Here is a 12135-nt window from a genome sequence, read left to right as displayed (position 1 = left end):
ATCAATTAGTCAAAAAAGCCAGAGATTAGGTTCTCTTGGACATGGGGGGATAAATCAACTAGAAACTAGAGAGGCAAGCTCAACAATGACAGAATCCCCTCTGAGCGTCACCAGACTCAACACAAGTTGGACAAAATAGCGTAAATTGTCTATAAATTTGTTCAACAACTTAAATTAGTACAAATGTTTGACTGTATTATCATCGGTGCGGGACCAGCAGGAGCGACGGCGGGTTATCATCTAGCTAAAAAGGGGCGAACGATCCTGATCCTCGATAAAGCGAAATTACCCCGTTATAAACCCTGTGGTGGTGGGGTATCCCCAGCAATTAAGCAGTGGTTTGATTTTGACTTTACCCCCGTGATTGAGAATACCGTCACCCAAGTGGAGTTTACTTGGAAACAGGGGGATGCCGCCACCACTAAGTTAAATATGCTAGAACCGATGTGGATGGTACAAAGGGATCGTTTCGATGATTTTTTAGGTCAACAGGCGATCGCAGTCGGGGCAACCATCCAAGATAACAGCGAAGTTACCCAGATCAAATTCGTTCAAGATCACTGGCAAGTTACCACATCCCAAGGAACATTTTCAGGTAAATATCTGATTGCTGCCGATGGTGTTAAGGGTAATACCAGTCGCTGGTTGGGATTACCGGCGAAAAACCAAGCGATCGGGGCTACTCTGGAAATTACTAACGCAGAAGCGACTATTCCACCCCAAAAAGCTTTTTTTGATTTTGGTTCCCTAAAAAATGGTTATATCTGGGCTTTTCCCAAGTCTAATGGTTACACAATTAGCGGTGGTTGTTTTAAGGGCAGCATCAAATCCGAGGAGCTGAAAAAACAACTGTTAAATTATGCCCGTCAAAAGGGCTGGAATTTAGAGGATTATCGCTATAGTGAGTATGCTTTAGCCCTTTGGAACGGAAATAAACCGCTACACGCCCAAAATGCCCTAATTACAGGAGAAGCGGCGGGTATTCTCGATCCTCTCATCGGTGAGGGTATCCGTCCGGCAATTTTGACGGGAGTTAAGGCAGCCGAGGCGATCGATCGAGCTTTAGCCGGAGATAATCAGGCTTTAGCAGGCTATAGTCGGATAATTCGGGAAGAATGGGGGGAAGATATGGCTTTAGCGGCCAAATTAGCCGGTTTATTCTATCAATTTACCCAAATCGCCTACAATATCGCCGTTAAACGCCCGATCGCCGGTCAACTGATGGGACGTATTCTCGTGGGAGATTTAAAATACCGGGATGTTACGGAACAAGCGATGCAACAATTGAAAAAGCTTTTACTGCCCGGATTCGGTTGGTGATAACACCTCGCGCACCAGGGTGGGGGTGACTCGATCGCTAATGGTGACTTGGCCGATCGCCGTTGGTAAAATAAATCTAACTTGGCCATCTTTAACCTTTTTATCGGCAGTGAGAGCATTTACCATCTCATCGGCATTTAAAGGCGGCATACGGGTTTCTAAGGCGGCTTTTTCGATTAGATCGGTTTGACGTTGATTTTCCCCGGCGGTCCACATTCCCAGTTTAACAGCGATCGCTCCTGCCGCCACCATCCCCAGGGCCACCGCTTCCCCGTGGTTAACGCTAGTATATCCCGTTAAACTTTCAATGCCGTGGGCGATCGTGTGACCATAGTTTAAGATCGCCCGCAAACCCGCTTCTTTTTCGTCTTTGCTTACCACATCTGCTTTAGCTTGGCAAGACTTTGTAATAATTGTTTGCAATAGCTCGCCATCGATCTGAGAAAAACTAGCTAAATTGTCCGAGTCTTCTAACTGTTGAAATAACTCAGCATCCCAAATTACACCGTATTTAATCACTTCTGCCATTCCAGCCCGAAATTCTCGCACGGGTAGGGTTTTAAGCACGTCAGGATCGATCAGAACTAATTTCGGTTGATAAAACGCCCCGATCAGATTTTTGCCCTGGGGATGATTGACACCAGTTTTACCCCCGATGGAAGCGTCCACCATCGCTAACAGGGTGGTGGGAACTTGGACAAAATTAACGCCCCGTAACCATGTGGCTGCCGCAAATCCCGTCATATCCCCGATTACACCACCACCGAGGGCAACCATAGTCGAGGAACGTTCCAACCGGTGAGCGAGGGCGCTATCATAAACTTGGGCGATCGCATCGAGGGTTTTATAATTTTCGCCGGCGGGGATCAGATGAGTAAAAACGGCAAATCCCGCTTTTTCTAGGGAATTAACGGCTATCTGCCCGTAATAGTCAAAAATTTCGGGATTAGAAACCAATAAAACCTTTTTACCTAAGCTTAACTGGCTCATTTCTCCACCGAGATTAGCTAAACTGCCCTTCTCGATCAGAATATTATAGGAGCGATCGGGTAAATTAACGGGAATACAAATAGCCATAGGGTGTGGGGTGTGGGGAAGTGGGGAAGTGGGGAAGTGGGGAAGTGGGGAAGTGGGGTGTGGGGTGTGGGGTGTGGGGTGTGGGGTGTGGGGAAGTGGGGTGTGGGGTGTGGGGTGTGGGGTGTGGGGAGAATAAATAAAATAATCTCCTGTCTCCTGACTCCTATCTCCTGACTCCTATCTCCTGACTCCTATCTCCTGACTCCTGACGACCGACTCCTATCTCCCGATAGCCAAAAAGATGATTGGTTATGGGCGCAGCTTAGTCAACTCTAACAGCAGACGAGAGGATAAAAAACAGATAAAGCTCTCTCCCAGAAAGAGACTTAATTGCCCACTGTCAGCGATCAAGTCTGTGGATAATTGTAGGGGAACTAGGCCGCGGACTAGGGCAAAAGCTGCTACTGTACCATCTTTGAGATGGGGATTATCATCGTTACGGACGACATAACGATAGGTGACACCGAAGAGAAATCCGCTAATTATCGCCCCGGATATCTTGACAAAAGCGCCAATTAATGTGATCGATTCCCCTAACAATAGTCGCTCAACAGTTAAAAATAGCAGATAGGGAACCAGGAAAGCCAGAGCCGAGATACTCCCCACCTGTATGGATTCGATTCTTTCCTTGAGCGTAATTTGCATGATCGCCTCTCTAAAACGGAGTCACTGATGAAGTATTATAAATTGAGTAGTTATCTCCTAAGTATTTCGTTTAACAAAGGCAATTATGGATATTTTGACACTTGGTTGGGTTAGCATTCTCGCCCTGTTCACTTGGTCGATCGCCATGGTGGTTTGGGGTCGTAACGGTTTCTAGGTAATCTATAGATACCATGGAAACATCCTTGATTCTCAACACTCTCTTTCTAGTCGCCTTAATTCTCCTCGTTATCGTCAGTGGTGGCATTCTCTACCTGACGACTACAGAATGGCGCGATCGCCGTCGTCAAGATGGCGATAAAAAATTAGGAAAATAATCCTGAACAGGTGTACTTAATTGCGCCTGTTTTTCCTTTACTATAGATTTCCTGCAAAAATCAAAAATCTTCCGTTAGGTGAGGAGACGGTCGATAGGATAATCCGAGACAGGAGGATAAAAAAGACAAGAAACAACTATGCTATCCACAAAACCTAAGATTATGTCAGATTTATCTGAGTTTTTAGATATTTTGACTAGATAGCGGTTCGAGAACTTACTTTTTCAGGAGGTCTTAAGTAGCTAGACGCAATTAATTAGACATATCTCACCACCTCTTGCCTTTTGCCTCTTGCCTTTTGCCTACTACTTATGATTAAAATACTGCACTTATCGGATATTCACATGGGGAGCGGTTTTTCCCATGGACGTTTAAATCCAAAAACGGGATTAAACACGCGTTTAGAGGATTTTATGGGCAGTTTAAGCCTCTGTATCGATCGGGCTATTGCCTCCCCTGTGGATCTAGTGCTTTTTGGGGGAGATGCCTTTCCCGATGCCACTCCCCCTCCTTTTGTCCACGAAGCTTTTGCCAGTCAATTCCGTCGTCTTGCCGATGCTAAGATCCCGACGGTGTTATTAGTGGGTAATCACGATCAACATTCTCAGGGTAATGGCGGTGTCAGTCTCTCCATCTATCGTACCCTAGCGGTGCCAGGGTTTATTGTTGGCGATCGCCTGACCACCCATCGCATCACCACTCGCAACGGCGATATCCAAGTAATTACTTTACCTTGGTTAACCCGCGCCACTCTCTTAACCCGTCCCGAAACCGAGGGTTTATCCTTGAGTGGGGTAAATGAATTGTTAATTAACCGTTTAGAACCGGTTTTAGAAGGAGAAATTCGCCAATTAGATACAAGTGTACCAACAGTTTTATTAGCCCATTTAATGGCCGATCGAGCTAGTTTAGGAGCAGAAAGATTTTTAGCGGTTGGTAAAGGTTTTACTGTGCCTTTATCGTTGCTAAATCGTCCACAATTCGAGTATGTTGCCCTTGGTCATGTTCACAAACACCAAAATCTTAATCCTAGCAATGATCCGCCTATTGTCTATCCGGGCAGCATCGATCGAGTGGATTTTAGCGAGGAAAAAGAAGATAAGGGCTATGTTTTAATAGAAGTGGCTAAAGGAGAGGTTAAATGGGAATTTTGTCCTTTACCCGTGCGTCCTTTCCGTTCCATCGAAGTGGATGTTTCCGAGGCAGAAAACCCCCAAAAAGAATTGCTGAAAGCTCTCAAAAAACACGATATTCAGGAAGCAGTTATCCGCTTAGTTTATAAAATTCGCAGTGAACAATTAGAACTAATCAACACCAATCAGCTTGACGAGGCATTAAAAACTGCCCATAGTTATAGTATTCGGGCGGAATTAATTAGTCAATTAACCCGTCCCCGTTTACCGGAATTAGGGGTGGGTAATCAATTAGATCCGATGGAGGCGTTAAAAGCTTATATCGATAATAAGACAGATTTGCGGGATATTGTCGATGATATGTTAGAGGCAGCCCAGCTTTTATTAAATCAACAGCCAGAAATTTGGCTAGAGGAAGAAACCTCGATTTAGCTATCAGTTATCAGTTATCAGTTATCAGTTATCAGTTTACTGCTCACTGAAACATCTTCCCTATCCCTGTTTAAACAAGCCATGAGTTTATGTCTTAATCCCGATTGTCTATATAACAATGATCCTACAGATAAATTCTGTCAAAAATGTCGCTTTCAATTATTACTAAAAGATCGTTATCGTGCTATAAAATTAATTGGTCAAGGAGGTTTCGGTAAAACTTTTCAAGCAATTGATGAGGATAAACCTTCTAAACCTTATTGTGTGATTAAACAATTTTTTCCTAGCGCTCAAGGCAGTAATGCTCTCAAGAAAGCGGCGGAATTATTTAAAGAAGAAGCGATTAGTTTAGATAATCTCGGTCAACACCCACAAATTCCCTCCCTCTATGCCTATTTTACCAGCAATGATGGGCGACAATATCTTGTTCAAGAATATATTGAGGGAGAAAATCTAGAACAAGAATTACAAAGCGAGGGAGTTTTCAATGAGGAAAAGATCAAACATCTTTTATTAGAAATTTTGCCAATTCTTGATTTTATCCATGCTAAAAGAGTCATTCATCGGGATATTAAACCAGCTAATATAATTAGGAGACGCAGCGATAATAAAATAATTTTAGTTGATTTCGGTGCCTCTAAATTCATGACCATTGCTAACCTTTCCCTGACAGGAACAGTGATCGGTTCGGCGGGATATATCGCCCCAGAACAAAGCAATGGCAAAGCGATTAATAGCAGTGATTTATATAGTTTGGGAGTCACTTGTATCTATTTATTAACGGGAATATCTCCCTTTGAATTATTCGATGTGAGTGAACATGAATGGGTATGGAGACAGCACCTGATTAATAATCCTGTTAGTGTTGAATTAGGTAAAATTTTAGATAAATTAATTGAATTTGGCACCAAAAAACGTTATCAATCAGCCGGGGAATTCCTACAAGAGTTAGCAGTAAAATTAGCCGTAGTGATTCCGCCAAAACCCCGATCACAGAATACAATTCAAGAAACGGTTTTGCCAGTTTTTCCAGCCGCCACCAGGGGGGAAATTAACCTCAAAAGTGCCAAGGAAATTGATTACACTAACCTACGGGATTTCTTAGCGCAAGAAAAATGGCAAGAGGCAGATCAAGAAACGGCTAATCTCTTCTTAAAAGTTGCCGATCGAACTAAAGAAAAATATCTTAAGATAGAAGACATAGATAACTTTCCCTGTGAAGATTTAGCCACTATCAATCAACTCTGGTTAAAATATAGTCAGGGAAAATTCGGTATATCTGTTCAGAAAAGAATCTATGAAAGTTTGGGAGGAAGCGGCAATTATGACCAACAAAAATGGAACGCTTTTGGGTCAAAAGTCGGTTGGCGAGTTAATAACAAGTGGTTATACTACGATCAAATTACTTTCTCTCTCAAAGCACCTTCCGGACATCTTCCCACCCTTGTCTGGGGTGTGGGGGGTGGGATAATTCTTTTTTCTCGTCTGGAAACCTGTACCATTGACGTAGTTTCTAGCAGAGGATAAATTGACTTAAAAACTTTTCTGGAGAATTAAACAGTTTCTCCCTTCGCCAGTGCGGATATATTAGACCTCTTGCATAATTTTTTTATGGTATAATATAAGGTTTTGCTTTTTTCTCAATTCTTAGATTGAAGTGGAAAAAAGAATAAAATGTGATCTTAGGTCAGGAAATCATCTATAATTTTGCTATGTTTATTAGCAAAATTATGGATTATCAAAACTTATCAGATGAACAATTCAAACGCCGTTTCGGTGTGTACAAACAAACATATAGAAAGATGGTAGAATCAGTAAAAAGTGTTGAAGCCGACTCTAATTCACCATCTAAAAGGGGACCGAAACCTAAACTATCTATAGAAGAACAAGTTTTAGTAACGTTAGAATATTGGCGAGAATATAGAACATATTTTCACATTGGTACAAGCTGGGAACTATCAGAATCAACTATATGTCGGATTGTAAATAAGACGGAAAAAATGCTTTTACAATCGGGAAACTTCCGTTTAAAAGGAAAAAAAGCTTTACTCAATCAAGCAGAGATACCGGTCATAACGGTAATGGATGTAACGGAAACTCCCATTGAACGCCCCCAAAAGAAACAGAAAGATTTTTTTTCGGGTAAAAGAGGTTATCATACTTTAAAATCCCAATTAGTAGCTGATCAAAATACAGAGGAAATTATCTGTGTCTTCTGTGGGAAAGGTAGAGGTCATGATTTTAGTTTATTTAAAAAAAGTCGAGTTCGTTTTCATCCTTTAACTACCAGCATAGAAGACAGTGGTTATCAGGGAATAGCTGCATACCATAGTAATAGTTATACACCGAAAAAGAAATCGAAAAATAGAAAATTAACAGAGTTAGAAAAAGAGTATAACAAGGCTTTAGCTAAAGAAAGGATTATCATTGAACATATAAATAGGAAACTCAAAATCTTTAAAATCTTATCCTGTAAATATCGGAATCGTCGTCGAAGATATAGTTTAAGAGTTAACTTGTTGGCGGCTATTTATAACTGTGAGTTAGGGATAGGTATAGCAGCTTCTTAAAAGTTGCCTAAAGATTAATCAAGTCAAGGAGAATTTATTCTCAATTATAAAAATTGAGATAGTTTGTGCCGCTTAAATAAAGAGGTTTTGATAACCAAATTAAAGCAGCTCTAAAGAGTTTTGAGTTAAAAGTTAAACTTCAAGTTTTCATTCAGGACGAATGTACTGATTAACTAATTTTTTGGGGAAAATTAGTTAACCCATCATTATAACATATAATTAATTTGCAAGAGTTCTATTGTAAACTATCAGTAAGAGAACGCATGAAAAGTAATCCTCGATCGCTTTCCATTTCCAAAGGTGCGAGGGGATGTTGTTGTAGAGAATCGAGTTTGGCTTGCAGATCAAAAGGTTGACCGTGATCCCATATTCTTATTTCTAGAGAATGGGACTTTAAAGTTAATTCTAGATCGATCGGTGTGGTCGGTGGTAAATGTTGGTGAGCGTAACGGACAGTATTAGTAAATCCTTCTGCTAAAGCCACCTTACACTGCCAAAGCACCGAGTCAGGTAAAAAAGAGCGGCCGTGAGATTCAAACCATTGTAGGACTGGGATTAAAGCTGCCAATTCCGTCTGGACTTGTAGATGGAATTGGAGGGGGAAAGAAGGGGAATTTAAGACTTCAGAAGGCACCACTGTTTTTTTGAAAGAGAATCAAAATTGTTTTAAAAATCAGTTGTAGATCGTAGCCTAAACTCCAATTTTCCTGATAGCGCAAATCTAGTTGAATTACTTCTTCAAAATTACGCACCTGAGAGCGACCATTCACCTGCCATTCCCCCGTCATACCGGGTTTTACATCTAAACGTTGCCATTGGGGAACATCGTAGCGTTCCACCTCATCCGGTGTGGGGGGACGAGTGCCGACAAGACTCATTTCACCGGTGATCACATTCCAAAACTGGGGCAATTCGTCTAAGCTGGTACGACGTAAAAATTTTCCTACCCGGGTAATCCTGGGATCATTTTTATTCTTAAAAAAAGCTCCCTCCGCTTGATTGGGGATTTTATCCTTGAGTGTTTCTGCATCCACACACATGGAACGAAACTTAAGAATCGTAAATTGCTTTCCCAACCAACCGCAGCGGGTTTGACTGAAAAAAATTGGACCTGGACTGTCTAACTTAATAGCGATAGCAATGGGGACAAAAATAACCCCCGTGATTAATAAACCCACGATGCCACCAAGAATGTCAAGACCGCGCTTTAACCAACTGCGAATCGAGGGATGGGTTTCCGGTAGATGGTTTTCAGTGGGAGTAAAGCCGTTTTCTTGGGCTGCTAGGGGAGGGGTTTGGAAAGTGAATAATTGATCTAGTCCCGTAATCGATAAAACCCCCATCACTGGGGGATGGACGTTAGCCAGCACTAACTCGATATTTTTTTCCCTAGCCGCTTTGAGATTATGGACTAAAGCACCGACACCACTACTATCCATAAATTGAGTGGCATTTAGATCAAGAATGACTTTTTCGGGAGTGGGTGTTTGGGCGATGAGATGGTGAAACAAATCCTTGAACTGTACTGCTTCCAGAACAGTCAAGCGATCGGGCATCCGCAAAACCGGATACTCCATCGGAATGATTAGAAAACGTGTTTCAGGAATTTGGGAAGTCATCGACACAACGAGGTGGTTTGATAGATGAACAAGGCCTGATGACCTACTTAATGTTTACTACACTTTTCCCCAAATACCAATGGGTAATGTCACAGATTACCTGTAATTATCGGCTAACGAATCTCACCTAGGGGCGGACGGCCTTGGGTTTGGGCTTTCGCTTTGGCTGCACTCTTTCTTAGGGCATCTAAACGGGTCTCATAACGCTTACGCAGACGACGGTTGGGCGTTTGTTCAATTAGGGTTTTAAAGGCACTGCCTAGGCTCTTGTAGGCGTTGGGGAGAGAATAACCGAAACGGGTGGCCAAGGCGATCGCTTTTTCATCGGCTTCGATCGCTTCTTTGAGAATTTTATCGCCATTATTTTTGCGCCAGAGACGATAACCGGAAATCCCACATAATCCCATAGCCAAAAGCAATAATAACCCGTCCTGTACCCATAATTCCCCCACCGCACCACCTAAGCCAATAGCGAGGGCGGCCATTTCCCAGCCTTCCCGGGGAATACTATCATTTTGAATCCTGGCGACTTCATGCCAAAAGAGCAAATTACGCTGATCGATGGCTAAATTTTCCCATTTGGCTAAATCTATCTGAATTTCTACCTCATCTCTGCCAATTTCTTCACAACGGATCAGGGGGGGATTAACCTCTGTGGAACCTTCTACCGTTACCCAACTTTGTAACTCTGGAGGTAGTAGGGTTTTTAGGCGCCGAAGTTCGCTCATTTCGGCTCGTGCAGAGGAGGCCGCATAAGATGTCATAGATTTTTTACCTATTCTCTACCAATGACGATGATTTCTATTTTCGATCATAGCGGTCTTTTTTGTGATCTTGGCAGCTTTTGGCCCTAGAGAGCATTTTCAGTGATCAGTAAACAGTGATGGAAGTGGGGAAGTGGGGAAGTGGGGAAGTGGGGAAGTGGGAAGAAACCATCCATAACTGGGTTTTTAAAGTTCGATTGGGAGTCAATCATACTAAGTAGGTGGGTGTTAAAAATTGTCAGATACCCCCCTTATTAAGGGGGGATTAAGGGGGGATCAGCACCCCCCTTATCAAGGGGGGATTAAGGGGGGATCAAAGACAAAATCTCTCTTCTATTTACTTATTAAATAGACTGTAACTTTTGCTGACTAATGCTCAAATATATCTTTGTATTGCTGTAAATCTAAAGCGGTGAAGATGGGGATACAACTAAAGCACTTTTGGGCTAATTCCCATCTTTCTTCTCTTTGCAGCATCACAATTAATTTATCTCGCACTGACAGTAAATAGCGCACATCGTTAGCAGCATAACTCAGTTGTTGTGGGGTGAGATTAGCGGCATTTCCCCAATCAGAACTCTGAGCGGTTTTGTCTAATTCTATGCCTTCCAATTCCTGCACGAGACTTTTTAAACCGTGACTGCTGGTATAAGTCCGAGCCAGTTTACTGGCGATTTTGGTACAGAAAATCGGTTTAGTGGCAATGCCAAAAGTTTGGGACAATTGAGCCACATCAAAACGGGCGAAATGAAAGACTTTTTCTATCCGCTCATCTTCCATGACCTTTTTGAGATTAGGAGCCTCTGTTTGCCCCCTAAAAACCCGAATGGCAGTGACAAAACCACTGGGATCACAGAGTTGAATTAAACACAGTCGATCGCGCCCCGGTATTAATCCCATAGTTTCTGTATCTACAGCGATCGAATTAACCCCTAGATAACGGGATAATAGGTCATCGCTTAAATCTCGATCGCACACTTGAAAATTGTCTAAGTTCATATAGTTAGCAGATAGGAGACAGGAGACAGGAGACAGGAGACAGGAGGGAAATTTGTAATGCTTTTGCCTATTGCACGAGTGCCTTTATTTCCCTGATAACTGATCACTGATAACTGATAACTGATAACTGATAACTGATAACTGATCACCGAAAAGGCTGATAGCTAAAGACTGGTAATTAATTTTAGGTATCATCGGGGTAATTTTGTCAACGCTTTTTAACAAAAAGTTGTGTAAAATAATATTCACCAGCATTATTTTTAGCGATACCGATACCGGTGAGATTATAATCACCAACCATATTTTTTTGATGGCCGGGGCTATTAATCCAACCCTTGACGGCAACGCTAACGGGGTCAGGATATCCCTTCATAAAAGCCAAATTTTCGCCCATTTTTTCTAAAGGAATCTTCCTTTGTACTGCCTTGACTCTTCCCTCAAAACCATCATGACTAAAAGGAGCCTGTTTATGGGCCATTTTTTGACTAAATAAGCGAGCTTCATGACTAATACGAGCATCGAGACGTAGGGGCGGTAAATTTTGAGAAATTCGGTAGCGATTAACTTGATAATTAGTGTTTTCTTCGAGGGGGATTAAAAAAGATTTATTCTCGATAGAATCGTAGCTAAGGGAATTAGTAGAAACAGGATCGGATTGACGTTTTAGAAATATTTGAGTAAAGTACAATTTCCCTTGATTATCCGTCGCTACTCCAATCCCGGTACTATCAAAATCTCCCTCCATATTTTCCCGATGACCTTGACTTTTAATCCAACCATCCACCGCAATCATTACCGGGTCATCATAACCTTGATTAACTGCCACATTTTCCCCCACCGCTTGATAGGGAACCGAAACACCAATAGTTTGCGCTCTTTTGTCAAAATCTTGATGACTAAAAGGAACTAAACCCGCGGCCATACGTTGGCTATGTAATCTTGCCTGTTGCGAAATTGCTCGATTTAACAGTAGGGGAGATAAATTACGAGATTGACGATAGCGATTGACCTGTTGATAGATTTTATTCTCTAAAATAAGTAAAGTTGCCGCATCTAAAGGAGAGGGAGAAGGAGCGGGAGAGAAAGATGGCACGAGTTCCGTAAAAGAGCTATAGTTTAAGGCACTACAGGCCATTAAACTTGTCGATACAAGCATCAAAATTCCTAACCGATAAGGTTTCTTAAAAAAACTTTTCATCAAAAAAATTGGGTCTGAAACCCCGCCGTTCTAGGTTGGATTT

At 42.1% G+C, this 12135-nt stretch carries 14 protein-coding genes; 7 read left to right on the top strand and 7 right to left on the bottom strand.

What is annotated here, in order from left to right; translation table 11 throughout:
- The first annotated feature begins 183 nt into the window (after window positions 1–183).
- Window positions 184–1320 (top strand): geranylgeranyl reductase family protein, encoded by a 1137-nt coding sequence (locus MAE_RS11430; protein ID WP_012265711.1) that lies wholly within the window; start codon window positions 184–186, stop codon window positions 1318–1320.
- On the opposite strand, the gene aroB is transcribed toward MAE_RS11430, so the two are convergent.
- Window positions 1297–2397: a 3-dehydroquinate synthase gene (gene aroB / locus MAE_RS11425; RefSeq protein ID WP_012265710.1), complete on the bottom strand. Its 1101-nt coding sequence runs from the start codon at window positions 2395–2397 to the stop codon at window positions 1297–1299. The two genes, MAE_RS11430 and aroB, sit on opposite strands and share 24 nt — an antisense overlap.
- Window positions 2398–2433: 36 nt before the next feature.
- Between aroB and MAE_RS33330 the strand changes: the two genes are divergently transcribed.
- Entirely contained in the window at window positions 2434–2571 is a 138-nt protein-coding gene (locus MAE_RS33330; protein WP_158303516.1) for a hypothetical protein, read from the top strand.
- Between the two features lie 75 nt (window positions 2572–2646).
- Here the strand turns inward: MAE_RS33330 and MAE_RS11420 are convergent, their stop codons facing one another.
- The gene (locus MAE_RS11420) at window positions 2647–3042 is read right to left on the bottom strand and encodes a hypothetical protein (protein ID WP_012265709.1); all 396 of its coding nucleotides are present in this window, start codon (window positions 3040–3042) and stop codon (window positions 2647–2649) included.
- A gap of 85 nt (window positions 3043–3127) precedes the next feature.
- Here MAE_RS11420 and petN point away from each other — a divergent pair, with 85 nt between their 5' ends.
- The 5 genes from petN (at window position 3128) to MAE_RS11405 (ending at window position 7512) form a co-directional block, all read left to right on the top strand.
- Entirely contained in the window at window positions 3128–3217 is a 90-nt protein-coding gene (gene petN, locus MAE_RS29395) for a cytochrome b6-f complex subunit PetN (RefSeq protein WP_012265708.1), read from the top strand.
- Between the two features lie 16 nt (window positions 3218–3233).
- Window positions 3234–3377 carry a hypothetical protein gene (locus MAE_RS34070; protein WP_002736416.1) on the top strand — a complete coding sequence of 48 codons (144 nt, stop codon included), beginning with the start codon at window positions 3234–3236 and terminating at the stop codon, window positions 3375–3377.
- Window positions 3378–3688: 311 nt separating this feature from the next.
- On the top strand, window positions 3689–4942 hold the full coding sequence (gene sbcD / locus MAE_RS11415; RefSeq protein WP_012265707.1) for an exonuclease subunit SbcD: 1254 nt from the start codon (window positions 3689–3691) through the stop codon (window positions 4940–4942).
- A gap of 81 nt (window positions 4943–5023) precedes the next feature.
- Window positions 5024–6469, top strand: a complete 1446-nt coding sequence (locus MAE_RS11410) for a serine/threonine-protein kinase (RefSeq protein WP_012265706.1) — start codon at window positions 5024–5026, stop codon at window positions 6467–6469.
- Between the two features lie 185 nt (window positions 6470–6654).
- Window positions 6655–7512 carry an IS5-like element ISMae4 family transposase gene (locus MAE_RS11405; RefSeq protein ID WP_002732125.1) on the top strand — a complete coding sequence of 286 codons (858 nt, stop codon included), beginning with the start codon at window positions 6655–6657 and terminating at the stop codon, window positions 7510–7512.
- 235 nt (window positions 7513–7747) lie between these two features.
- On the opposite strand, the gene MAE_RS11400 is transcribed toward MAE_RS11405, so the two are convergent.
- The 5 genes from MAE_RS11400 to MAE_RS11380 form a co-directional block, all read right to left on the bottom strand.
- The gene (locus MAE_RS11400) at window positions 7748–8149 is read right to left on the bottom strand and encodes an ATP-binding protein (RefSeq protein WP_041804695.1); all 402 of its coding nucleotides are present in this window, start codon (window positions 8147–8149) and stop codon (window positions 7748–7750) included.
- Window positions 8136–9131, bottom strand: a complete 996-nt coding sequence (locus tag MAE_RS11395; RefSeq protein WP_012265704.1) for an anti-sigma factor antagonist — start codon at window positions 9129–9131, stop codon at window positions 8136–8138. Before MAE_RS11395 ends, MAE_RS11400 begins: the two co-directional genes overlap by 14 nt.
- Before the next feature lie 113 nt (window positions 9132–9244).
- The gene (locus MAE_RS11390) at window positions 9245–9895 is read right to left on the bottom strand and encodes a DUF3318 domain-containing protein (RefSeq protein WP_002756971.1); all 651 of its coding nucleotides are present in this window, start codon (window positions 9893–9895) and stop codon (window positions 9245–9247) included.
- Between the two features lie 369 nt (window positions 9896–10264).
- Complete coding sequence (locus MAE_RS11385) at window positions 10265–10894, bottom strand: ribonuclease D (protein WP_002799135.1); 630 nt, start codon at window positions 10892–10894, stop codon at window positions 10265–10267.
- A gap of 208 nt (window positions 10895–11102) precedes the next feature.
- Window positions 11103–12092: a CAP domain-containing protein gene (locus MAE_RS11380; protein WP_012265702.1), complete on the bottom strand. Its 990-nt coding sequence runs from the start codon at window positions 12090–12092 to the stop codon at window positions 11103–11105.
- Between the last annotated feature and the right edge of the window lie 43 nt (window positions 12093–12135).

The sequence above is a fragment of the Microcystis aeruginosa NIES-843 genome (genome assembly GCF_000010625.1).
Lineage (GTDB): Bacteria > Cyanobacteriota > Cyanobacteriia > Cyanobacteriales > Microcystaceae > Microcystis > Microcystis aeruginosa.
Note: the sequence above shows the minus strand (reverse complement) of the source record. Positions and strands in the feature narration are given on the sequence as shown.

Coding starts and splice junctions, on each gene's coding strand:
- MAE_RS11390 (WP_002756971.1), bottom strand. CDS start 9,895: ATGACATCTTATGCGGCCTCCTCTGCACGAGCCGAAATGAGCGAACTT.
- aroB (WP_012265710.1), bottom strand. CDS start 2,397: ATGGCTATTTGTATTCCCGTTAATTTACCCGATCGCTCCTATAATATT.
- sbcD (WP_012265707.1), top strand. CDS start 3,689: ATGATTAAAATACTGCACTTATCGGATATTCACATGGGGAGCGGTTTT.
- petN (WP_012265708.1), top strand. CDS start 3,128: ATGGATATTTTGACACTTGGTTGGGTTAGCATTCTCGCCCTGTTCACT.
- MAE_RS11395 (WP_012265704.1), bottom strand. CDS start 9,131: ATGACTTCCCAAATTCCTGAAACACGTTTTCTAATCATTCCGATGGAG.
- MAE_RS11420 (WP_012265709.1), bottom strand. CDS start 3,042: ATGCAAATTACGCTCAAGGAAAGAATCGAATCCATACAGGTGGGGAGT.
- MAE_RS11385 (WP_002799135.1), bottom strand. CDS start 10,894: ATGAACTTAGACAATTTTCAAGTGTGCGATCGAGATTTAAGCGATGAC.
- MAE_RS34070 (WP_002736416.1), top strand. CDS start 3,234: ATGGAAACATCCTTGATTCTCAACACTCTCTTTCTAGTCGCCTTAATT.
- MAE_RS11410 (WP_012265706.1), top strand. CDS start 5,024: ATGAGTTTATGTCTTAATCCCGATTGTCTATATAACAATGATCCTACA.
- MAE_RS11380 (WP_012265702.1), bottom strand. CDS start 12,092: ATGAAAAGTTTTTTTAAGAAACCTTATCGGTTAGGAATTTTGATGCTT.
- MAE_RS11405 (WP_002732125.1), top strand. CDS start 6,655: ATGTTTATTAGCAAAATTATGGATTATCAAAACTTATCAGATGAACAA.
- MAE_RS11430 (WP_012265711.1), top strand. CDS start 184: ATGTTTGACTGTATTATCATCGGTGCGGGACCAGCAGGAGCGACGGCG.